Annotated in this window: 21 protein-coding genes; 10 read left to right on the forward strand and 11 right to left on the reverse strand. The window is 64.6% G+C overall.

Annotated features, from left to right (window positions below; translation table 11 throughout):
* Positions 1 to 5 precede the first annotated feature (5 nt).
* The gene (locus NJ75_RS11465) at positions 6 to 800 is read left to right on the forward strand and encodes an SDR family NAD(P)-dependent oxidoreductase (RefSeq protein WP_039334542.1); all 795 of its coding nucleotides are present in this window, start codon (positions 6 to 8) and stop codon (positions 798 to 800) included.
* A 9-nt stretch (positions 801 to 809) separates the two neighbouring features.
* On the opposite strand, the gene NJ75_RS23760 is transcribed toward NJ75_RS11465, so the two are convergent.
* From NJ75_RS23760 to NJ75_RS11515, 9 genes are all read right to left on the reverse strand, one after another.
* Positions 810 to 1,625, reverse strand: coding sequence for a nuclear transport factor 2 family protein (locus NJ75_RS23760; RefSeq protein WP_082013358.1), 816 nt, complete (start codon positions 1,623 to 1,625; stop codon positions 810 to 812).
* Positions 1,622 to 2,155 carry a nuclear transport factor 2 family protein gene (locus NJ75_RS11480; RefSeq protein ID WP_039334544.1) on the reverse strand — a complete coding sequence of 178 codons (534 nt, stop codon included), beginning with the start codon at positions 2,153 to 2,155 and terminating at the stop codon, positions 1,622 to 1,624. Before NJ75_RS11480 ends, NJ75_RS23760 begins: the two co-directional genes overlap by 4 nt.
* 7 nt (positions 2,156 to 2,162) lie before the next feature.
* The gene (locus tag NJ75_RS11485) at positions 2,163 to 2,693 is read right to left on the reverse strand and encodes an SRPBCC domain-containing protein (protein WP_039334692.1); all 531 of its coding nucleotides are present in this window, start codon (positions 2,691 to 2,693) and stop codon (positions 2,163 to 2,165) included.
* 14 nt (positions 2,694 to 2,707) lie between these two features.
* The gene (locus NJ75_RS11490) at positions 2,708 to 3,478 is read right to left on the reverse strand and encodes an SDR family oxidoreductase (protein ID WP_039334546.1); all 771 of its coding nucleotides are present in this window, start codon (positions 3,476 to 3,478) and stop codon (positions 2,708 to 2,710) included.
* A 61-nt stretch (positions 3,479 to 3,539) separates the two neighbouring features.
* Positions 3,540 to 4,577: a 4-hydroxy-2-oxovalerate aldolase gene (gene dmpG, locus NJ75_RS11495; RefSeq protein WP_039334695.1), complete on the reverse strand. Its 1,038-nt coding sequence runs from the start codon at positions 4,575 to 4,577 to the stop codon at positions 3,540 to 3,542.
* A 13-nt stretch (positions 4,578 to 4,590) separates the two neighbouring features.
* Positions 4,591 to 5,532, reverse strand: a complete 942-nt coding sequence (locus NJ75_RS11500; protein ID WP_039334548.1) for an acetaldehyde dehydrogenase (acetylating) — start codon at positions 5,530 to 5,532, stop codon at positions 4,591 to 4,593.
* A gap of 11 nt (positions 5,533 to 5,543) precedes the next feature.
* Positions 5,544 to 6,338, reverse strand: a complete 795-nt coding sequence (locus NJ75_RS11505) for a fumarylacetoacetate hydrolase family protein (RefSeq protein ID WP_039334550.1) — start codon at positions 6,336 to 6,338, stop codon at positions 5,544 to 5,546.
* Entirely contained in the window at positions 6,325 to 7,155 is an 831-nt protein-coding gene (locus NJ75_RS11510; RefSeq protein ID WP_236727131.1) for an alpha/beta fold hydrolase, read from the reverse strand. The genes NJ75_RS11505 and NJ75_RS11510 overlap by 14 nt, the downstream gene beginning before the upstream one ends.
* Positions 7,156 to 7,169: 14 nt before the next feature.
* Positions 7,170 to 8,381 carry an acyl-CoA dehydrogenase family protein gene (locus NJ75_RS11515; RefSeq protein WP_039334552.1) on the reverse strand — a complete coding sequence of 404 codons (1,212 nt, stop codon included), beginning with the start codon at positions 8,379 to 8,381 and terminating at the stop codon, positions 7,170 to 7,172.
* Positions 8,382 to 8,791: 410 nt separating this feature from the next.
* Between NJ75_RS11515 and NJ75_RS11520 the strand changes: the two genes are divergently transcribed.
* The 4 genes from NJ75_RS11520 to NJ75_RS11535 are packed head-to-tail and all read left to right on the forward strand — an operon-like array spanning position 8,792 to position 11,303.
* A complete protein-coding gene (locus NJ75_RS11520; protein ID WP_039334555.1) occupies positions 8,792 to 9,253 on the forward strand; it encodes a nuclear transport factor 2 family protein in 462 nt (153 codons plus the stop codon).
* A 13-nt stretch (positions 9,254 to 9,266) separates the two neighbouring features.
* The gene (locus tag NJ75_RS11525) at positions 9,267 to 9,836 is read left to right on the forward strand and encodes a carboxymuconolactone decarboxylase family protein (protein ID WP_039334557.1); all 570 of its coding nucleotides are present in this window, start codon (positions 9,267 to 9,269) and stop codon (positions 9,834 to 9,836) included.
* The gene (locus NJ75_RS11530) at positions 9,833 to 10,609 is read left to right on the forward strand and encodes an SDR family NAD(P)-dependent oxidoreductase (protein ID WP_039334559.1); all 777 of its coding nucleotides are present in this window, start codon (positions 9,833 to 9,835) and stop codon (positions 10,607 to 10,609) included. The genes NJ75_RS11525 and NJ75_RS11530 overlap by 4 nt, the downstream gene beginning before the upstream one ends.
* Positions 10,610 to 10,625: 16 nt before the next feature.
* Entirely contained in the window at positions 10,626 to 11,303 is a 678-nt protein-coding gene (locus tag NJ75_RS11535; RefSeq protein WP_039334700.1) for an SDR family NAD(P)-dependent oxidoreductase, read from the forward strand.
* Positions 11,304 to 11,305: 2 nt separating this feature from the next.
* Here the strand turns inward: NJ75_RS11535 and NJ75_RS11540 are convergent, their stop codons facing one another.
* Entirely contained in the window at positions 11,306 to 11,770 is a 465-nt protein-coding gene (locus tag NJ75_RS11540) for a nuclear transport factor 2 family protein (protein WP_039334561.1), read from the reverse strand.
* Positions 11,771 to 11,783: 13 nt separating this feature from the next.
* On the reverse strand, positions 11,784 to 12,893 hold the full coding sequence (locus NJ75_RS11545; RefSeq protein ID WP_039334563.1) for a helix-turn-helix transcriptional regulator: 1,110 nt from the start codon (positions 12,891 to 12,893) through the stop codon (positions 11,784 to 11,786).
* A 107-nt stretch (positions 12,894 to 13,000) separates the two neighbouring features.
* Here NJ75_RS11545 and NJ75_RS11550 point away from each other — a divergent pair, with 107 nt between their 5' ends.
* From NJ75_RS11550 to NJ75_RS11570, 5 genes are all read left to right on the forward strand, one after another.
* A complete protein-coding gene (locus NJ75_RS11550) occupies positions 13,001 to 13,750 on the forward strand; it encodes a 3'(2'),5'-bisphosphate nucleotidase CysQ (protein ID WP_369820995.1) in 750 nt (249 codons plus the stop codon).
* Between the two features lie 61 nt (positions 13,751 to 13,811).
* Positions 13,812 to 16,616, forward strand: coding sequence for a DUF3857 domain-containing protein (locus tag NJ75_RS11555; protein ID WP_039334566.1), 2,805 nt, complete (start codon positions 13,812 to 13,814; stop codon positions 16,614 to 16,616).
* A 282-nt stretch (positions 16,617 to 16,898) separates the two neighbouring features.
* The gene (locus NJ75_RS11560) at positions 16,899 to 19,280 is read left to right on the forward strand and encodes a TonB-dependent receptor (RefSeq protein ID WP_039334701.1); all 2,382 of its coding nucleotides are present in this window, start codon (positions 16,899 to 16,901) and stop codon (positions 19,278 to 19,280) included.
* Complete coding sequence (locus NJ75_RS11565; protein WP_039334568.1) at positions 19,280 to 20,032, forward strand: SDR family NAD(P)-dependent oxidoreductase; 753 nt, start codon at positions 19,280 to 19,282, stop codon at positions 20,030 to 20,032. Before NJ75_RS11560 ends, NJ75_RS11565 begins: the two co-directional genes overlap by 1 nt.
* Positions 20,033 to 20,036: 4 nt before the next feature.
* On the forward strand, positions 20,037 to 21,122 hold the full coding sequence (locus NJ75_RS11570) for a DUF1214 domain-containing protein (protein ID WP_039334570.1): 1,086 nt from the start codon (positions 20,037 to 20,039) through the stop codon (positions 21,120 to 21,122).
* The last annotated feature ends 13 nt before the right edge of the window (positions 21,123 to 21,135 follow it).

The following is a 21,135-nucleotide window of genomic DNA, read 5'->3' on the forward strand; positions in this document are numbered from 1 at the left end:
GCGGCGTGACGGGAAGACTTTCTGGGCGCGCCGCCGTCATTACCGGCGGTGCCGATGGCATCGGCGAAGGCATTGCTCGCCGCTTCGCCAGGGAAGGGGCGAGCGTGGTCGTCGCAGACTACGATGCCGAGCGCGGTCCGGCGGTGGTCGAGCAGCTTTGTGCAGGCGGGGCTCAGGCGGTCTTCATCCAGTGCGATGTCTCTTCCCGTGACGATGTGTTCGCGGCGGTGGACCTGTGTGCCGAGCGGTTCGGTGCGGTCGATATCCTCGTCAACAACGCCTATCGCGGCGAAGGGCCGGTGCGGATCGAGCGCAAGACCGACGCGCGCTTCGACGATGCGCTGAAGATGTGCCTCTATGCGACCAAGTGGGCGATGGAGCGGGCACTGCCGCACATGAAGGCGCGGGGCTGGGGCCGCGTGATCAACATGGCGTCGCTGAATGGCGTCAACGCACACATGGGCAGCGCAGACTACAACGTCGCCAAGGAAGCAGTGCGCGCCTATTCGCGCACGGCGGCGCGGGAATGGGCGCCCCATGGCATCTGCGTCAACGTGATCTGCCCGGCAGCGGTCTCGGCCGCCTATCGCCGCTTTGCGGAAATGGCGCCCGACGTGGCGAAGGCGACTGCGGCCGCAAACCCGATGGGCCGCATGGGCGATCCCGAGGCGGACATCGGCGGCGTCGCCCTGTTCCTCGCCAGCGAGGACGCGCGGTATCTGACCGGCAATACCCTGTTCGTAGACGGTGGCGGCCATATCAATGGCGTGCCGTGGGTGCCGGATTTCGGGGACGACTGAAGCGTCGCCTCAGTCGGCGCCACTCCAGATGATTGCCGCGTCCCCGCTGTTGGTGTGCCACAGGGCATCGCGGCGCGTTATGCGCCAGCCTTCGGGGCGCAGGGTCCAGCGGTCGATGTATTCGCCGTTCGTGTCGAATACTGGACCGCCCGTGTCACCGGGGCGCTGGTGGCGGGCCTGGACATAGGCGCGGCTGGTTGCGGTCAGGCTGCCGGGCGCAACGTCGATCGTGATGCTGCCGATCAGGTGCTGGCTTGGCCCGCAGAGATCGAGGAAGCGGCGCATGTTGGCTTCCAGCGCGGCGATCCCGGAGTGTTCGCCCAGGCCGTAGTCGAAGGTCAGGTCAGTGGCGAAGACATCTGGCAAGGCGTCCCACTGCTTTGCATCGATCACGCGCGCAAAGCGGGCGAGGCCTTCACGGATCGCGCGCTCGGCCGTCAGTTGAGCCAGGGTTCCCGATGCCGGGGGCGCAGCCGGAACCTCGTCCACAACGAACATTCGCGTGGCGGCGCGGTCGAAGACGTTCTCCTCGTCCTGCGCGATCCGGGCGGCAACTTCCGGGTCCGACGCGACGGCGAGGAAAGCGTCGTAATGCGCGCGGCTGGCGAAGCGCATTTCCGTCACGCTGTCGAAGTCGATTGCGGCAACGGCGCTGCTGAAGGCGCCGTCGCGGTCGACGTAGTTGCGCCGATAGTCGGCAATGTGTGGCAGCAGCGAGCGGATCAGCGGGGCGTGGCGCGTCTCGTAATAGGCGATGAATGCCTCGCGGCTAAGGCCCTCCTTCTTGCGGAGCAGGGCGATGACCTTGACCGGCGCAGTGCTCATTCGTCCCAGTGGATGAGGTGGCTGATATCCGTGCGCTCGTGCGGTTTGCGGCCGGTGGTCGCGAGGCGCTGGACGGAAGGTTTGCCCTTCATCTCGCTGAACTTGCGCAAGACTTCGATCACGCGATCATAATAAGTGGACTCGATCTTCCACACCCCGCCTTCGCGGCGATAGGCGTCGGTATAGATCGCCGTGCCGAAGGTGTGGGCGTCCTTCTCGAGGTCGATGAACACGTCCTGCAGATACCACAGGCCGGTGGCGCTGTTGTCGCCGGTCACGCTGATTTCGGGCATCGAGCCGATGTGCATGGCCAGCGCGCCCGAGTGGAAAGAATTGGACAGGAACTCGACCATGGCGTCACGCCCTGACAGCGAGACCTTGTATGTGCCGCCATTGTAGGTGCAGGCGACATCGGCCGTGAACAGCGCCGGCAGGGCAGCAAAATCGCCGGTATCGATAGCGCGGAAGTAGCGGTGCTTGAGCACCTTGATCTCTTCCATGTCGGAGAGCTGCTGGAGCGTGTAAGGCATTGCGGGATCAGGCTTTCTGTTCTTGTGCGTAGAGCATTTCGGCGCGGCCCTTGAGCGCGCGGGCGCTATCGTCGAACGCACGTTTTACCCACGGTCCGGCAAAGCGGAAGACGTGGATGCCATTGGCGCCGAGGAAGGCGTCGGTCGAGAAGTACCGGCATGATGCATCGCCGGTCGGTTCGATCACCTGATCGCGGCGGGCGGGGTAGGGCCAGAGATCGGAGTGGACCATCTCCCACGAGATCATGCGCTCGGGCTCGAAAGCGCAGATGTATTCGCAGTTGGGCACGAGCGTGCCGGGCACGGCATAGTTGACCAGCGTCATGTCGACCGCCGCGCCCATTTCGAGTGTGGAGGAAGCGCGCACGCAGAACGGATTCCATTCGCTGTACCGCGGCATATCGGTGAGTACGGCCCAGACCACGCGGGCGGGGGCTGCGATCTCCACCGTCTCGCTGACGGTCACGGCATCGGGATCGAAGCCCGAAACCGGATCGTCGGCAAGGGTGGGGTGGCTCTTCATCCAGTCAAGCAACATGACCGTGCCCTCCCTCATGCCGCGACCCAGTCGCCGCCGTTGACGTCGAGCATGGCGCCGGTCACTTCCGAGGCGTAGTCAGAGAGCAGGAAGTAGACTGCCTTGGCGCAATCCGCGTCGGGCGGGATGTGGCCCACCGGGATCTCGCTGGCGCGCTGCTTGCGGAACGCTTCGGCGCCTTCGCCGAGACCCTGGATGAAGCCTTCCAATGGAGCGCCCATCATCCAGCCCATCAGCGCGGTGTTCACGCGCACGCCGGTGCCGCCGAACTCGACCGCGAGGTGGCGGGTCATGTGATTGAGCGCGCCCTTGGCCATGCCATAACCGCCTTCGCCGGGCATCGGCTTGCGGGTGCAGAGGGTGGAGATGTTGACGATGGAGCCAGCGCCTTGCGCCTTCATCGTGGGAAACACGGCCATGGCCATGCGCAGCGCGCCTGCCGCGCCGACATCGAACGCTTGCAGCACCTGGTCGATGTCATGCTCGATCAGCGGGCCCCAATCAGGGTGATAGTAGGCCGAATTGACCAGACCATCTATGCGGCCCCACTGGTCGAGCGCGGCCCTGGCTGCGGCCTGGCACTGATCCATCTGCGTCACGTCGAGCGGCACCGCGATGGCTTCGCCACCTGCCGCGACGATCTCGTGCGCCACTTCCTCGATGGCCTGCTTGGAGCGGGCGGTGACGACGACCTTGGCGCCTTCCTTCGCCGCACCCCGGCACGCGGCCTGGCCCATGCCGGGCCCTGCGCCGGTGATGATGACGACCTTGTCCTTGAGGATCATGGCATTTTCTCCCGGGGGGTTGGGCGGGGGCCTTATCGCCCTCTCGCCGTTTGTTTTCAGGTCAGGCTTGCGCTTTCAGCATGTCGAGCGCGACGTCGACGATCATGTCTTCCTGTCCGCCGACCATCTTGCGGCGGCCGAGTTCGACGAGGATCGCGCGCGTATCGAGGCCGTAGGTCTCGGCAGCCTTTTCGGCATGGCGCAGGAAACTGGAGTAGACCCCGGCATAGCCCAGTGCGAGCGTCTCGCGATCGACACGGACGGGGCGGTCCTGCAGTGGGCGGACGAGGTCTTCGGCAGCGTCCATCAGCATCATCACGTCGCAGCCGTGGTTCCAGCCCTTGCGATCGATGGCGGCGATGAAGACTTCGAGCGGGGCGTTGCCCGCGCCCGCGCCCATGCCGGTCAGCGAAGCGTCGATGCGCACCGCGCCGCACTGCGCGGCAACGATCGAGTTGGCGACGCCGAGGCCGAGGTTGTGGTGGGCGTGCATGCCGCGCTGGGTTTCGGGCTTCAGCACGCGGTCATAGGCTTGAAAGCGCGCGCGAACGCCGTCCATGTCAAGCGCGCCGCCACTGTCGGTGACATAGACGCACTGTGCGCCGAAGCTTTCCATCAGGAGCGCCTGCTGGGCGAGGGCGTCGGGCTCGATCATGTGGCTCATCATCAGGAAGCCCGAGACGTCCATGCCAAGATCGCGGGCGATGCCGATGTGCTGCTTGCTGACGTCGGCCTCGGTGCAGTGCGTGGCGACGCGGACCGAGCGGACGCCGATGTCATAGGCGCGGCGCAGTTCCTCGACGGTGCCCACGCCGGGCAGGATCAGCGTGGTCAGCACGCACTTGTCGAGCACGTCGGCCACGGCTTCCAGCCATTCCCAATCGGTGTGCGCGCCGAAGCCGTAGTTGAAGCTGGCGCCGGAAAGGCCATCACCATGGGCGACCTCGATGGCATCGACGCCCGACTTCTCGATGGCCGAGGCAATCGCGCGGACGTGGTCGATGCCGTACATGTGCCGAACCGCGTGCATGCCGTCACGCAGCGTCACGTCCTGGATGTAGAGCTTGTCGCCGGCTTCGACGTTGAAGGTGGCAGTCATCGTCCGATCTCCTTCAGGCGGCAGCAGCGGCCATGCGGCGCGCGGCAAGCAGTTCGCCGGTGGCCTTGGCGGCGGCAGTCATGATGTCGAGATTGCCGGAGTAGCTGGGCAGGTAGTCGCCTGCGCCCTCGACTTCGAGCATGATCATCGACTTGATGCCGGTGAATTCGCCTTGCCCAGGAATCTTCAGGCGGTTGTTGTCGCCGAAGCGTTCGAACTGGACTTCCTGCTTGAGCCGGTAGCCGGGGACGTACTTCTGCACTTCGGCCACCATATCGGCCACCGACCGGCGGATGGCGTCCTCATCGCCGCCTTCGGACAGGGTGAACACGGTATCGCGCATGATCATCGGCGGTTCGGCCGGATTGAGGATGATGATAGCCTTGCCCTTGGCGGCGCCGCCCACCTGTTCGATCGCACGGGCGGTGGTGCGGGTGAACTCGTCGATGTTGGCGCGGGTGCCGGGTCCGGCCGAGCGCGAGGAGACCGACGCCACGATTTCGGCATAGTGGAGCTTGTCCGAGACGCGGGCGACGGCGGCGACCATCGGGATCGTCGCCTGACCGCCGCAAGTCACCATGTTGACGTTGGGCTGGTCGAGGTGCTGGCCCATGTTGACCGGCGGCACGGTGAAGGGACCGATGGCCGCGGGGGTAAGGTCCACCACCTGGATGCCATCGGCGCGCAGAGCCTCGTCATGGACCTTGTGGGCGTAGGCGCTGGTCGCGTCGAAGGCGATGCCGATGTCCTTGTAGAGCGGGTGGGCGCGCAGGCCTTCGAGGCCTTCGTGCGTGGTGGCGATGCCGTGTTCGCGCGCCATGGCCAGGCCTTCGGACTTCTCGTCGATGCCGACGACGATCGCCAGTTCCATGTTCTGCGGGTACTTGATCATCTTCATCATCAGGTCGGTGCCGATATTGCCCGAACCGATGATCGCGGCCTTGACGCGTGCCATTCAGGTATTCCTCAAACGAAGTTGGCGACGCAGGTGCCGAGTGGCCCTGCAGCGTTGCTGAGTGTCATTTCGAAGCGATCGCCCTTCACGGCGGGCGCGAGCGGGACGAGTGAACCGGACAGGATCACGTCGCCTGCATCGAGCGTCACGCCATAGGCGCCGAGCGTGTTGGCGAGCCAAGCCACCGCCTGTGCCGGATCGCCCTGAACTGCGTGGCCATGGCCTTCGGACAGCGGTTCGCCGTTCTTGGTGACGGCCACGTGCAGATTGGGCAGGTCCAGCCCGGCGGGGTCGAGCCGTTCATTGCCGATCACGTAGACCCCGCATGAGGCGTTGTCGGACACGGTATCGACGATCATGATGTTCCAGTTGTCGATGCGGCTGTCGACGATCTCGAAGCAGGGGGCGATGCTTTCGGTGGCTGCAAGAACGTCAGCGGCCGTGACGCCGGGGCCATTGAGGCTGCTCTTGAGGATGAACGCGATCTCGGCCTCGGCGCGCGGAGCAATCAGGGCCTTGGCGTCGATGTCGATGTCACCTTCGACATGCATCCAGTCGGTCAGGAAGCCGAAGTCGGGCTGGTGGACGCCAAGCATGTCCTGCACGGCCTTGCTGGTCACGCCGATCTTCTTGCCGACGACCTTCTCGCCATCGGCGACGCGGCGCGAAAGGAAATCGAGGTTGATGGCATAGGCATCGTCGAGCGTCAGCGAGGGGTCCTGCTCGATCAGCGGGGCGATGGTCTTGCGGGTGCGCAGGGCTTCGTAAAGCGCCGCGCCATAGTGCTGGATCTTATCGGCGGGCATTGAGGAACTCGATGGCAAAGGCGTTGAACTCGGCAGCGCGTTCGACCTGGACCCAGTGGCCGGTGCGGCCGAAAGTGATCGCGCGGACATCGGGGCAATGGTCGAGGAACAGGCGCGCGTGGGCTTCCGGGCAGAACTCGTCGTTCAGACCCCACAGCACGAAGACCGGCTGGGTGATTTCCGGCAGCCGCGGCGAGAGGTCGGGCGTGCGCATGCGCACCAGCACGTCCTTGGGCTGGGTGCGGGCGACGGCGAAGCGTTCCTCCACCAGGGCATCCGGGATCTTGGGGGCGAAGTCCGGGTGGACGAGGCTCGAGACGAGGCGCTTCTGCTCGGCCAGGTTGAAGTCCGGCCCCCCGAAGCTGGAGACCATCTTGGTGATGCCCGGCATCACGAAGTAGGCCTCGCGCTCGGCCACGCAGCCAGGGGCCATCAGCACCAGATTGCGGGTGAAGCCGGGGTGGTCGAGCGTCATGAGCAGGGCAATGCCGCCGCCCAGCGAATTGCCGACGAGGCTGGCGCTGGTCACGCCGTGGGCGACGAGCGCTTCGTACACGGTATCGGTGAAGAGCTGCAGCGTGTAGTCCAGCCCCTCTGGCTTGGACGAGCCGCCATAACCGATCAGGTCGGGCAGGATCACGCGGTAACCGGCGTCCACAAAAGCATCGATGTTCTGGCGGAAGTTGGACGCACCGGAGGCGCCGGGGCCGCTGCCGTGCAGGAAGACGACGGCAGGCGCGGAAGGATCGCCCGCTTCGGCAATGACAATTTCGTATCCGCCGGAGACGCGATGCGTGGTCTGGGTCAGGCTAGCCAAGGGTGGCGCTCCCATCAGAGGAAGGTGAAGGTCGGTTCCTGACCGAGCATCGCGCCGACCACGTCGAGCGTACGATTGGCCGGGTCATTGGCGACGTGTGCGCGGCCGGCGTTGAGATCGAGCCAGGGCTGGATGATCGCGCTGGACGTGTAGATCGCGCGACCGCCCAGCAGCTTGACCATGTCGTCGACCAGATCGGCCATGCGGCGCACCACGCTCGCCGAGTTGTAGGCAAACAGGGTGCGCTTCTCCATCGGGATCGGCTCGCCTGCTTCGGCCAGGGCCATCAATTCATCGAAGGTGAGGCGCAGGGTCTGCTCCATCTCCGTCACTTCGGCCTGCGCACGGGCGATGGCGGCAAGAAGAAACGGATCGTTCTTGGAAGCCTTGCCGGTGTTGGTCGAGACGCGGTTCTGGGCAATGTCCATGGCGGCAGAAATCGCCGCGCGCGCGCCGCCGAAGGCAGCGGTCGAGACCGAGCGCATGAAAACCTGGGCCCAGGGCAAGGTGTAGAGGGGCCCCGTGTTGGTCTGCTGGCCGGGGTTGGTGCAGAGATATCCGTCGATCGAACGGTGAGTACGGTGTTCGGGGACGAACACATCGTCGACAATTATGTCATGGCTGCCAGTACCCTGCAAACCGAAGACGTGCCAGCTGTCGGTGTCGATCGTATAGTCGGCGCGGGGCAACAGGAACGCGCGCATGTCGGGCACGCCGCCTTCTTCGCGCGGCGGGACCATCGCGCCCAATACGACCCACTGACAATGGACGGAGCCGGTCGAGAAGCCCCAGCGGCCCGAGAGTCGATAACCGCCTTCGACCGGGGTGACCTTGCCGACGGGCTGGTAGGAGGAGGACACGAGGGTGGAGGTGTCCTCGCCCCAAACCTCGGCCTGCGCTTCTTCGTGAAAGAGCGCGATTTCATAAGGATGGCAACCGACCACGCCGTACATCCAGCCGGTGGACATGCAACCTTCGGCAAGGGCCCGCTGCACATCGTAGAAGACGTTGGGGTGCATTTCGTAGCCGCCCCAGCGCTTGGGCTGAAGGATGCGGAAGAAACCAGCCTCACGGAATTCGGCAACGGATTGCGCCGGAACGTCACGCCCGGCGACGCATTCGGCCGCGCGCTGGCGCAAGGCGGGGATCATGGCCCTTGCCCGGGCGACGAGCTCTTCGCCCGACGGGATCGAGCTTTCGAGCGAAATTGCAGCTGCGCTGGCCATGAGCGGCCTCTCCTCCGGTACGACTTTCGACTCACGCACTGCTTTACGTGGCAATGCATTCGTAAAAAGATATCGCAACAGATACGCAAATCGTCAATCAAAAAGCATATCTGCTTTTGATATTGATAAAATTGCGGCTCATTGCACATGGAGGACTTGCGACATCCACACGGCGTGCGTGCATGGGCATCACCTCGGGAAGTGTGTGCCAGGTCGCGCTGTGGCCGCAGACGTCCTTCCTGATGCCCCTCCCCGCCTTGCCAGTGCCCGACGGCCGATGGACCTTCTCAACCAACACAAATTGCGCAGACAATGTAGATAATTTTTGCGAGAAGCGCCATGAATGATCTCAACAGCAAAGCAGTTGCGTATGATTCGCAGCCAAAAGCAAGGCGGAGAGGGGCAGCGCGATGATGTCGCTTCAGGAAATCTCGGACAGGCTGGAAATACAGGACCTCTTCGCGCGCTATTGCTTCGCAATCGACGAACGGGACTGGGACGCGCTTGACCGTGTGTTCACGCCAGACGCGCAGATCGATTACTCCGAAACCGGAGGCGCCGCGGGTACTTTCGCGCAGATCAAGGCGTGGTTGCCGGTGGCGCTGGATCGCTTTCCGATGTTCCAGCACATGGTGGCGACGACCAAGCTTGACCTTGACGGCGACACCGCCCGGGCGCGCACGATCCTGTTCAACCCGATGGTCCATCGCAGCGCGGTGGGCGAGGAGCAGGTCTTCTTCATCGGTCTCTGGTATCGTGACAGGCTGGTCCGCACGCCCGATGGCTGGCGCATTGCCGAGCGCCACGAGGACATGGCGTGGTCGCACAACGTGCCGCCGATGGGCCCCGTGCCCGAGATCCCTGCAAACTGAGGAGCGCCTGCCGATGTTGCGCATTTCCGTGCCCGCCGAAGCGGCCAGCGATCCCTATGGCCATGCCGCGCGAACCCATGCGCGCGAGATCATGGCCGCTGCAGCCGGATTTTCCTTTGCCGTCTATCGCGAGACCCGGCTCTCGCTACGCGAGTTCGAGGCGGCGCGCATGCGCACGGCGCAGATCAACGGTTGCATGATCTGCCAGGACTTCCGCGCGGCGCGCGATGCGGAAATCACCTTCTCGGTTGGTGGCGAGACGCCCGAGCGGCTGGTGACGGCAAACGGCCCGGCGCCCGACGAGGCGTTCTATGCGGCGGTGGAGAACTGGCAGGACTCCGGGTTGTTTTCACCGCGGGAGCGGCTGGCCATCGCCTTTGCCGAGCGCTTCGGCACGGACCCGAAAGGACTGGCGGCGGACGAGGATTTCTGGACCGGGATGCACGAAGCCTTCAGCGATGGCGAGATCGTCGATCTGGCGCATTGCGTGGCGGCATGGGTCGGCCTTGGCCGCGTGGCGCATGTCCTGGGGTTTGACACGGTGTGCCTGGCCACAAATCCATCAGGCAGGGAATCGGCATGAGCGTGAGTGACGAGAGGCTGGGCACGCCCGGGACGGGTGTGGTGATCACCGGCGGGGCATCGGGCATCGGCCTGGCCACCGCCCATGCCTTGGCCGAAGTGGGGCGCCCGGTGGCGCTGTGGGACATCAATGCCGAAGGCGCCCAGGCTGCCGCGGCCGACATCGCGGCGCGATATGGCGTGGCGGCGGTGGGCCTCGCGGTGGACTTGCGCAATCCGCAGGCGGTTGCCCCGGCCGCAATCGAAACGCGCGCTGCGCTTGGCAGCATTGGCGGTATCGTCCACGGTGCTGGCACGGCGGTGCAGACCGGAATTGGCGGGGTCACGCCCGAGAACTTCGACGCCGGAATGGCGCTGCACGTGCGCGCGGTGATCGAACTGGTGCAGGCTTTCCGCGATGACCTGAAGGCGCATCCGGGCGGCGCGGTGGTGGCAATCTCTTCGATCAACGCATGGTTCGGCAACGGAATGATCCCGATCTATACGGCGGCCAAGGGCGCGGTCATATCGCTGGTGCGGTCCATGGCCGACGAGCTTGCGCACGATGGCATCCGCATCAACGCCCTGAGCCCCGGCATGATCGACACGCCGATCCTTGGCGAGATGCGAGACGGGATGGCGCAGATCTACGGTCCGCGCATATTCCCTGGCCGGTTCGGCAAGCCCGAAGAGATCGCGACGACGATCCGCTTTCTCCTGTCGGATGAAGCCAGCTATATCACCGCCACGGAGATTGTCGTCGATGGTGGCATCCGCCATTCGCAACGGCCTTGAAGGAGTTTTTGACACGATGCGTTCGGTAATCGTTACAGGTGGCTTTGGCGTGCTGGGGCGCGCCGTGGCGCAGGCGTTCCGCGACAATGGCGACAAGGTGGCGCGGATCGATTTTGCGCCCTCGGCGCCGGACGCGAACCCTGGCGGGCTCGACATCGGCGGTGTGGACCTGACCGATGCCGCTGCCGCAGCGGCGGCGGTAGAGCAAGTCAAGGCGGCGCTGGGCGGCATTGCCGTTCTGGTGAACGTGGCGGGCGGTTTCGTGTGGCAGACGCTCGCCGATGGCGGTCCCGAGACCTGGGCAAGGATGTTCGCGATGAACGCGACCACCTGCGTGACCATGACCAAGGCTGCGCTGCCGACGCTGAGCGCGACGCCGGGCGCGGCGATCGTCAACATCGGCGCGGGCAGCGCGCTGGTGGCAAGCGGCGGGATGGGGGCCTATGCCGCATCCAAGCAAGCCGTCCACAAGCTGACCGAGAGCCTTGCCGCCGAGCTTGCCGGGACGGACTGCACGGTCAACGCCGTGCTGCCAAGCATCATCGACACGCCGACGAACCGGGCCGACATGCCCGACGCCGACTTTTCGCAGTGGGTGCAACCGGCCTCGCTGGCCAAGGTCATCGTGTTTCTGGCATCGCCCGGCGCACGCAACCTGAGCGGGGCCCTGATCCCGGTATCGCGCGGGGGCTAACCCTACACGCCCTTCAGGAGTGCGCGGGCTGCCTCCGCACCATCGAGCAGGGCGTTTTCGCGCCGCACTGCCCGCCAGCCCTTCGCGGTGCGGCGGAACGACCAGCGGTTGGCCGAGACGCGGTGGACCACAAAGCTGCCGGCTTCGTGGCGCAGCACCAAGGAATGACAGCGCGCAGTGGCGACATCGCCTGCGACAGTGACGGCAGCAGGGCCAAGGAGATGGGCGCAACCATCGGCCATGAGCTGGCGGTGGACCGGGCCCTCGATCAGCGCGGCGATTTCGGCATGGCCCCTGGCCGTGGCAAAGCCGGTGACGACATATTCGCCATCCTCGGTCCAGAGCTCGGCAAGGGCCTGGGCATCGCCTGCATCGGCAAGCGGTCCGTAGCGCGCGATAAGCTCTCGCACAGCTTCGCGATCTTCAAGAGCAGTGAGGCGGGCAGAGAAATCGGTGGCTTCCGGCATTGGCTTGGTGCTTTCACGCAAACGGAGTGAGGCCGCCGAGCACCTCGCGAACAAGGTCGCCCTGTCCGCGCGTCCCGGTCTTGGCGTAGATGCGCTTGGAATAGTTTCGTGCGGTCTCGTCGGTCAGGCGCAGGGCACGCCCCGCTTCGATGATCGTCTCGCCACGGCTCAGCTTCTCTGCAAGCGCGGCTTCGCGGTCGGACAGGCCGTGCAGTTCACGCAGGATGCGGGTTCCCGCGCGCTCATCCTCGCGGACGGAGGTGCGGAGCGTACCGATCACGGCGGGCAGGGCGTGTGGTTCGGGCAGGGCAAGGTCGCACTTGCGCAGGAGCATGTGCAGGTCACGCGCAGGATCAAGCAGGATCGCGGTCGCTTCGATATGGCCCTCGGCGATGGCGCTGCAAGCCTTTTCGAGCGCGCTGCTGGCAGCGGGCAGGAGCTGCAGCCGTCGCCCACCACGGGGATCTGGGGCGGGAGCGAAGGTCAGCATCCGCTCGGCCTGCGGGTCGGTTGCCATGACCCGCCCGCCGGCGTCAAAAGCGAGCTGACCCGCGCCGAGCCGAGCAAGGGCTGCTTGTGCCATCGCGGTCTGCAAGCGCTGTTCGGCAAGTGCGGCGAGCGTGCGCAGCGAAGCGGCAAGGTGCGGGCCGATGGCGGCAAGGGTGGAAACGGCAGCAGAGCTGAAATCCTCACGCTCGCGCACCAGCAGCAGCCACGCATCGGCCGCACCGCCGGCGCTTACGCGGAGCCAGCGCCCGTAGCGAATGCCCATCTCGGCCAGAGCGCTGCGCTGCAGGGCAAGGCGCGCGGGATCGTCAAAATCGAGCATCTCGTCGATCGCATAGACACGGCCTGGCCGCAGCTGGCCATAGGGGTGCAGGCCGAGCGCGTTGATGCGGCGGAAGTCAAGTTGACGCTCCCTCACCGCGCGGGGCGCAGTGACATGGATGACGGTCGGCTCCTGCGAAGGCATGGCATTGGCCAGGGTGATGATGAGGAAGGCGCGGCGCGCATATGTGCGGGCGACGAGATTGCGCATGAACGCGCCCCACGGCGGCGTTTCGTGAACACCCTCGACAAGCGGCAGGAAAAGCTCCTGCTGGTCCGTATGCGTGAATGCCACCGTTTCCTCCCATATGGGAGCTTTGGTTTAGGGGCGAAGGGCTGAATTGCAAGCCGAGCCTGAGGGAGCTTCTCCGAATGACTGATGCCGTGACGCCTTCTGCCGCGATGACCGATGCAGAACTTGCAGCCCATCTTGCCCAAGTGGCGGGAAAGCTGCTGCTGACGGTGCGCGAAAGCGGAATGCTCAGCCTCAAGAAGCTGGGCAAGGCCGGCGATGCCACGGCCAACCAGTTCCTCGTCCACGCCCTGCGCGAACAGCGGCCGGAAGATGGCCTGCTTTCGGAGGAGGAAAAGGACAACCTTGACCGGCTGCAGTATTCGCGCACCTGGATCGTCGATCCGGTCGATGGCACGCGTGAATATGGCGAGGCGCGGACCGACTGGGCGGTCCATGTCGGCCTGGCCATTGACGGCGTGGCAAGCACAGGCGCGGTGGCGTTGCCAGGCGCCAACGGGGGGGCCGGGATCGTCCTGCGCACCGACCAGCCTCGCGAAGTGCCGCCCGCGCCCGAAACCTTGCGCATGGTCGTCAGTCGCACGCGCCCGGCGCACGAAGCGGTGGCCGTGGCCGAGGCCATCGGGGCCGAGCTCGTGCCGATGGGCAGCGCCGGGGCCAAGGCGATGGCCGTTATCCTTGGCGATGCCGATATCTATCTTCATTCGGGCGGCCAGTTCGAATGGGATTCCTGCGCGCCCGTCGCAGTCGCCTTGGCGCATGGCCTGCATTGCAGCCGCATCGATGGAAGCCCGCTCGTCTACAACCAGGCTGACACATACATGCCTGACCTGCTGATCTGCCGTAAGGAACATGCCGAAATGGTCCTATCCCGGATAAAGGCTGTTCAGCGCGCTTGATGGGCAATTGCCAGACATCCAAATAGAAGGCAGGTAATCCCCTCAATTTCAGGGGGTTTGCGTGCGCAATAGATTCGCGCTGTTCGTTGTCGGTCTTCTTGCCACTACTGCACCGGCACTTGCCGGAGAGACCGTCCTTTACGGTCCAGCGCCGAAATGGGCCGAAGTGCGCGATGCCGCAAAGATCGACGCTGCGGCGAATACCCCGATCGCCCTGCTCGACGTGCAGCAGCGTATCGAAGGCGAGACGCTGCGAGTCTATGTCGATCAGGCCCTCAAGCTGGGGAGCCCGGAATCGCTGACACAGAGCGGCACGAGTTCAGCGGTGTGGATGCCCGACAAGGGCGATCTGACAGTTCATCGCGTCGAGATTCTCCGCGCGGGCAAGGTGATCGACGTGCTCAAGGGCGGCGCGCGCTATCAGGTGTTACGACGGGAGCGAGGGCTGGAGCAGCGCCAGATCGACGGCATGTTGACCGCCACTCTCGCCATTCCCGGGCTGCAGGTCGGCGATGTGGTGCGGATTGCCTATAGCCAGACCATGCGCGACAAGGCGTTGCAGGGGAAAGTGCAGATCGACAGCGGTCTCTTGACCCTGCCGCTCGAGGCAGGCTTTGCACGCACCAGCGTTTCCTGGCCCGAAGGCCTCGCGGTAAAGTGGCAGGCGGGCCCGGCGGCCGGCAGCCCGACCGAAAGTGTCAAGGACGGCTGGCACACCGTGAACGTGGCGCTGCCACTGGCAAAGCGAGAGGAGATGCCGCAAGGCGTGCCATCGCGCTTTACCCGGCCGCCCACGCTGGAAGCCACCACGTTCGGCAGCTGGGAAGAAGTCTCGCGGGTGTTCGCACCGCTTTATTCGACGAAGGACGCGATTGCGCCAGGCAGCCCGCTGGCAGCAGAAGTCGCCAAGATCGAGAAGCAGAGCGCGGACCCGCTGACCCGCGCAGCTCTGGCCACACGGTTGGTACAGGATCAGGTCAGCTATCTGCTGAACGGCATGGCCGGCGGGAACTACGTGCCGCAAGCCCCTTCGCTGACCTGGACCTCGCGCTACGGCGATTGCAAGGCGAAATCCCTGCTTCTGCTCTCCTTGCTTGAAGCCTTGGGGATCAAGGCAGAGGTCGTTGCCGTCAATAGCCAGACGGGCGATGCCGTGCCGGAATCGCTGCCGATGCCCGCAGCGTTCGACCATGTCATCGTGCGCGCCGAGATCGCAGGGACGACCTATTGGCTCGACGGTACTGCAACCGGCACGCGGCTGCAGACGCTGGCCGATGTCCCTCCGTTCCGTCATGCGCTGCCGATCCGGGCTGAAGGCGCAACGCTCGTGGCGATGGAACCGCGCGTGCCCCAGGCACCGATGGCCTCCGTGAAGATCACGATCGATCAGCGCGCCGGGGTCGAGATGCCGGCCTTGATCTCGGCGACTCCGACTTTTTCAGGGATGCTGGGCAGCAACCTTGGTGCCGCGTTCGGGCAGGCCAGCGAAGAACAGAAGAAGCAGATGATCAAATCCCTGGCGGACTCGATCTTCAAGGACCTGACCGACGACGGCGGCATCATCACTGGCGGGACAACCGCGTTCGACAGCGAGACCGGGACGGCCACCGTTACAATCGAAGGCATGGTCATTTCCCTTTTCCTGGACCGCGATGGCACCAAGCGCATGGACATGCGCGGCCTGGGCAGTGCCAGCGCCTCCTTCGACCACGATCGCAGCCGGGCAAACTGGAAGGCGATCCCCGTCAACCTTGGCCGCGCGGAACGAGTGCGAGAGGAGATCGAAGTTCTGCTCCCGGCTGACGAGCCGGGTTTCAAGTTGGGCGGAAGGGCCGAATACGAGGCAACTTTCGCTGGAACGACCGTGACCCGGAAGGGGGCGCTCGAAGGTCAGCGCTTCACCATCAGCGAAGAGCGCGCCTCGCTTGGCGGTGAACTGCCCGCTTCGGAAATACCCGTGGAAAAGGCAAAGGCGCTGCGCCTGCGCAACACGGTGCCATTCCTTGTTGCCCCTGTGACCGCAGCCCGCGCATGGCGCTATCAGCAGCCAGCGCTGAAGGCGCGCATCGCGCCGATCGAGGCAGCCTACGAAAAGGCGCTGGCGCGGGAAACCGGCGATGCGCAGAGCGATCCCTTGGCGCGCCGTGCCGATCTGCGGGAATCCGTGCAAGATCTGGATGGGGCGCTGGCCGACTGGGACAAGGTAATCGCTATGGCGCCCGATGCCTGGACCTACGGCAGGCGCGCCTTCACCAAGCGGCAGATGGGTCGTTGGGCCGATGCGATCACGGATCATCGTGAGGCGTTGAAGCTGGCGCCATCGGTCTCCAACGCCATCTCACTGGCTGGTGCCCTCGGCCGCGAAGGCAAGACTGACGAGGCGCTGGCCCTGCTCACCGAATACGACGACATGGGCGACGAACACACCGGCGTCGTCCTGACCCGTGCGGACATTCTGGCTTTCGCAGGGAAGGGGGTAGACGGTCTGAAGGAGATCGACGGGCTGATTGAGGAGAAGCCCGGAGACACGTCGCTGCTCAATGCTGCTTGCTGGTATCGGGCACGTTTCCGGGTGGATTCCGACGGTATGATCAAGGCTTGCAACCAGGCGGTCGAACGGGCTTCCAATGCTGCCGCCGTGCTGGACAGCCGGGCACTGGCCTGGTTGGCGCAAGGCAACCTGCAAAACGCGTTGGCCGACGTCGAAGCTGCTCTGAAGATCTCGCCGTCCCAACTCGCGTCGCTTTATCTGAGGGCCTGGATCGGCAACGCCATGGGCAAGCCGGATGCGAAGGCCGATCTTGCCTACTTTCGCAAGGTCGCGCCGGGTTTGGTGCAGGATTACGCGCGCTACGGCTTGAAGTAACGCGCAAGCCTGTCCCCGTGCCGCGTCATGCCGGCAAGGCGCAGTCCTCCCTACGTTTCTCCTTGAAAAGCGGCAGTGCTGCTGCGCGTCACCGCGCGTGCACGTAGGGCAAGCCGTGAACTGCAAAAATGCGTGCTTTGCGCAACACTCGCCAGCGAGTGCGACGCATTTTGCCGAAATACAGAGTTTCCAGTTGCCATCCTCGCTGCATATGCGTAGCTTAAGTCCGAATTGATTGCGCGAAAGCGCATCGGAAAGTATCCTGGAGAGGGAGAGGACATCGTGAGGAAACTGCTCGCCGCTACGGCATTGAGCTCGCTCGCCTTTGTTGCAGCACCGGCATTCGCGCAAGATTTGCCGCAGGATTCCGCGCAAGACACTGCTGCCGAAAATACCTCGGGTATCGGCGAGATCGTCGTCACTGCGCAGAAGCGGGCCGAAAACATCCAGAACGTGCCGATCGCCATCTCGGCGGTGAGCAGCCAGTTCCTCGAGACGCGCGGGATCACCTCGATCGACAGCCTCGGCTCGATCGCGCCGAACGTGAAGTTCGAACGTGCGCCATCGAACAAGACGATTTCGCAGATCGCCATCCGCGGATCGGTGACGATCAACCCGGCCGTGACCTGGGAACCTGCCGTCGGCCTTTACCTGGGCGGCGTCTACATTGCCAAGGCGCAGGGTTCGATCTTCGACGTGGCCGACCTGGAGCGCGTTGAAATCCTGCGCGGTCCGCAGGGCACGCTTTATGGCCGCAACGCGCTGGCCGGTGCCGTCAATCTCGTGCCCAAGGCGCCGAGCGGCGAACTGGGCGTGAAGGGCGAGCTGACGTATGGGAACTACGATTACTGGAAGGGGCGCGCCGTGGTCGATCTTCCGGCGATGGGGCCCTTCTCGCTCAAGCTTTCGGGCCAGATCCAGAAGCGTGACGGCTTCATCAGGCTGACGCCCAATCCCTATCCCCAGGCGGTAGCCGCGGGCCCTGCGCGCACCGGTCGCACCAACGACCTCGACGGCAAGAGCGGCATGGTCCAGCTGCGCTTCAAGCCTGAAGGCAGCAACTTCACCGCCGACTACATGTTCGACTATTCGAAGTTCGATCAGCGCCCGGACTATGCCCAGCTGGTCCGCGTCAACCGCAATGGCCTTCCCCAGGACATCTTCGATCCCAACTCGCCCGGCTATGCCAACGGCGGAGCGTTCTTCCCGCTCAACCTCTATGACCGGGCCGACCGCCAGTCGACCGCATCTCTCGACGCCAACCCGCTTTACGAACGTTCGCGCACTTATGGTCACGCGCTGACCCTCGCGCTCGACCTCGGCGGCGCCACGGTCAAGTCGATCACCGCCTACCGCAATCTCAAGTGGGCGGACTCGCTCGATCTTGATGGCTCGCCGCTGCCGGTGGCGCTGACCCAGCGCGATACCAGCTTCCACAGCTGGAGCCAGGAACTGCAGGTTTCGGGCCAGACGATGAGCGACAAGCTCAAGTACGTCGCGGGCGTGTTCTACTACAAGGAAAAGGCCGAAACGCTCGGGCCGCAAAGCTTCTTCGGCGGCGGTGCGTCTTACCAGTCCGACTACGGATCGAACACCGAGGCGTTCGCCGTATTCGCGCAGGTCGATTACGACATCACTGATGCCCTGAAGCTGACGCTCGGCGGGCGCTACACGCACGAGAAGAAGGATGTGCGCCGCTTCCTGCGCATCAACTTCGATCCGGCAAACGGCATCTTCGCCCCGTTCGTCGCGGCGAACATCCCCTATGGCGGCGTGCCCGATGCCAAGTACAACCGCTTCAACCCGGCGATCACGCTGGCCTATCAGGCAGACGAGAACATCAATCTCTACGCTCGCTTCGCGCAAGGCTTCAAGTCGGGCGGCTTCAATGGCGAAACCAACGACTTCCGCCAGCCGACGGCGGCTTGCCCGACCGGCGCATTTGAGCTGTGCAACCCCTATCGCCCGGAAACGGTCGACAGCTACGAAGTCGGCATCAAGACCAAGCTGGCCGATGGCAAGGTGATCTTCAACGTCGCCGGCTTCTGGGACGAGCACAAGGACATCCAGCTTTCGGTCTTCACCGCCAACGGTGCGGCAGCCTCGGTCGTCAAGAACGCAGCTGCCGCGCGCATCCGCGGCTTGGAAATCGAGACGGTGATCCGTCCGGTCGACGTTCTGACGATCAACGGCTCGCTCGCCTTCCTTGACCCGAAGTACAAGAGCTATATCGAGGCAGTGGGCGGTGTGGATACCAACGTCGCCGACAACCGCGCCTTCCCGCACACACCCAAGACCACGGCGGCAGCGGGCGTCGACCTGCGCGTGGCGCAGGGTGACTGGGGCCGCTTCAACGTGAACGGCGACATCAACTATGTCTCCAGCTATTACACTTTCCCCTATGCCCTGAACACGACCAACCCGTCGGACCAGAACGCCAACAACACCAAGTCCAGGGGCCGCACCATCGTGAACCTGCGCGCCGCAGTTTCCGAAGTGCCGCTGGGCGGGGCGAAGGCTGAATTGGCGCTGTGGGTCAAGAACCTGACCAAGGAGCGCGATCCTTCCAACTTCATCGACTTTGGCCCGGGCTTTGGCGGCCTGACGGTCGGGTATTTCCCCGATCCGCGCACTTACGGCCTCACGCTGGGCGTGAAGTTCTGATGCTGTTCGCAGGGAAAAAGGCGCTGGTAACCGGTGCGGCATCGGGCATCGGCCGCGCCACGGCCATCCGCTTCGCCGCCGAGGGCGCGTCGCTGACCATCGGTGATCGCAATCTTGCGGGGCTTGAGGAAACGGCTGCGATGATCGCCGCCGCTTCGGGCACGGCGCCGGTAGTGCAGGCCTACGACGCCACCGACTATGCCTCGTGCCGCGCGCTGGTGGACACCGCCGCGCGCGAAGGGCTCGACATCGTCTGCAACATCGCTGGCCTGCTGAAATGGGGGCGCTCCGAGACTTTTGCGGCAGAGGACTTCGACCTGCTCATGCACGTCAACGCGACGAGCGTCTTCGTGATCTGCCAGGCGGCGATGCCACATCTGCTCAAGAGCAAGGGCAATATCGTCAACACCGCGTCCACCGCCGCGCTGCAGGGCCAGCCCTACAACGCTGCCTATTCGGCCTCGAAGCACGCGGTGGCGGCGATCACCAAGGGGCTGGCCATCGAATATGCTGCCGCAGGTGTTCGCATCAATGCGATCTGCCCCGGCCATGTGATCACGCCGATGACGGAGAACACCCCTCCGCCCGAGGGCGTGGACTGGGCGCTGATGATGCGCAACGCGCCCAAGCTGCTGGACGGTTCGTGCGCGCCAGAAGACATCGCGGAAATGTTCGCCTTCCTCGCCAGCGACAAGGCGCGCAAGATCACCGGATCGCTGTTTACCGTCGACGGCGGACAACTGGCAGGATGACAGCATGACAGACCTTTCCGCCGAAGCCAGCAACCTCAGCCACGTCTGGCGCCGGTTCTGCAGCGAACTGGCCGAGGCGGGGGAGGTTCTGGCACGCCCGTCGAGCCCGACCAGCGCACTCGATCAGGCCGAGGGTCTGCGGTATCTCAGCCGTCTGGCGCGCACCGCGCTCAACATGCTGGTCGACAGCGCGGACCCGGATTTTCCGCGCCTGTTCCTGTTGTGCGACGACAAGATCAAGATCGGCGCCGACAACCCCGACAACCTCTACCAGCAGTGCGTAGTGCGGGGCGATCGTACCTATCGCATCACCGGCAAGCGCAACTCGGTCCCCTATTTCTCGATCGGCAGCAAGGCCAACCGCTATGCCATCGACGGGACGATGGCTTCGACTGGCGAGATCGAATTCGCGCAGATGGAGTTCGGGCCTGACGGCACCTTCGAGATCGTGGTCAGCCGCGATCCGCAGCCGGGCAACTGGCTGCCGATGGCAGACGACACCACCTTGCTGATCGTGCGCCAGACCTTTGACGACAAGCAGACGCAGACCCCTGCCGACATCAAGGTGGAACGGATCAGTGATGGACCGACAGCGCCCGCGCTGCTCACGCCCGCATTGATCGAACAGCAACTCATGGCCTCTGCCGCATGGGCGCGGGGCACGGCCAATACCTTCGCCAACTGGTCCGAATGGTTCAAGGCGCATCCCAACCAGTTCTACGATGCGCCGCAGGAGATTTTCTGGAAGGCGGGCGGCGATCCCAATATCTGGTACGGCCACTTCTACTTCGACCTCCAGCCGGGCGAGGCGCTGGTGATCGAAACACCGGTGCCGGACTGCCGCATGTGGAACGTCCAGATCGACAACTGGTGGATGGAATCGCTCGACCACGTTCACCAGAAGGTGTGGCTCAACAATTCGATGGCCAGGCTGGAGCCGGACGGCAGCGTGATCGTGGTTTGTGCCGATGCTGATCCGGGGTTCGGCAACTGGGTCGATCTTGCCGGGCATCGTTCCGGCACAGGCCTGTGGCGCTGGTTCAACGCAGCCGAGAACGTGGTACCGAGGATGCGGGTGGTGAAGCTCTGACGATCTTGTCCGG

Origin of the sequence: Novosphingobium subterraneum (assembly GCF_000807925.1) — a bacterium.
GTDB classification, from domain to species: domain Bacteria; phylum Pseudomonadota; class Alphaproteobacteria; order Sphingomonadales; family Sphingomonadaceae; genus Novosphingobium; species Novosphingobium subterraneum.

Excerpts from the sequence above, each read along its gene's own strand:
- NJ75_RS11490 (WP_039334546.1), bottom strand. The coding sequence starts at position 3,478 with ATGATCCTCAAGGACAAGGTCGTCATCATCACCGGCGCAGGGCCCGGC.
- NJ75_RS11540 (WP_039334561.1), bottom strand. The coding sequence starts at position 11,770 with ATGCCGGAAGCCACCGATTTCTCTGCCCGCCTCACTGCTCTTGAAGAT.
- NJ75_RS11535 (WP_039334700.1), top strand. The coding sequence starts at position 10,626 with ATGCGTTCGGTAATCGTTACAGGTGGCTTTGGCGTGCTGGGGCGCGCC.
- NJ75_RS11500 (WP_039334548.1), bottom strand. The coding sequence starts at position 5,532 with ATGGCACGCGTCAAGGCCGCGATCATCGGTTCGGGCAATATCGGCACC.
- NJ75_RS11530 (WP_039334559.1), top strand. The coding sequence starts at position 9,833 with ATGAGCGTGAGTGACGAGAGGCTGGGCACGCCCGGGACGGGTGTGGTG.
- NJ75_RS11565 (WP_039334568.1), top strand. The coding sequence starts at position 19,280 with ATGCTGTTCGCAGGGAAAAAGGCGCTGGTAACCGGTGCGGCATCGGGC.
- NJ75_RS11525 (WP_039334557.1), top strand. The coding sequence starts at position 9,267 with ATGTTGCGCATTTCCGTGCCCGCCGAAGCGGCCAGCGATCCCTATGGC.
- NJ75_RS11505 (WP_039334550.1), bottom strand. The coding sequence starts at position 6,338 with ATGCCCGCCGATAAGATCCAGCACTATGGCGCGGCGCTTTACGAAGCC.
- NJ75_RS11550 (WP_369820995.1), top strand. The coding sequence starts at position 13,001 with ATGACCGATGCAGAACTTGCAGCCCATCTTGCCCAAGTGGCGGGAAAG.
- NJ75_RS11520 (WP_039334555.1), top strand. The coding sequence starts at position 8,792 with ATGATGTCGCTTCAGGAAATCTCGGACAGGCTGGAAATACAGGACCTC.
- NJ75_RS11515 (WP_039334552.1), bottom strand. The coding sequence starts at position 8,381 with ATGGCCAGCGCAGCTGCAATTTCGCTCGAAAGCTCGATCCCGTCGGGC.
- NJ75_RS11570 (WP_039334570.1), top strand. The coding sequence starts at position 20,037 with ATGACAGACCTTTCCGCCGAAGCCAGCAACCTCAGCCACGTCTGGCGC.
- NJ75_RS11480 (WP_039334544.1), bottom strand. The coding sequence starts at position 2,155 with ATGCCTTACACGCTCCAGCAGCTCTCCGACATGGAAGAGATCAAGGTG.
- NJ75_RS11485 (WP_039334692.1), bottom strand. The coding sequence starts at position 2,693 with ATGTTGCTTGACTGGATGAAGAGCCACCCCACCCTTGCCGACGATCCG.
- dmpG (WP_039334695.1), bottom strand. The coding sequence starts at position 4,577 with ATGACTGCCACCTTCAACGTCGAAGCCGGCGACAAGCTCTACATCCAG.
- NJ75_RS23760 (WP_082013358.1), bottom strand. The coding sequence starts at position 1,625 with ATGAGCACTGCGCCGGTCAAGGTCATCGCCCTGCTCCGCAAGAAGGAG.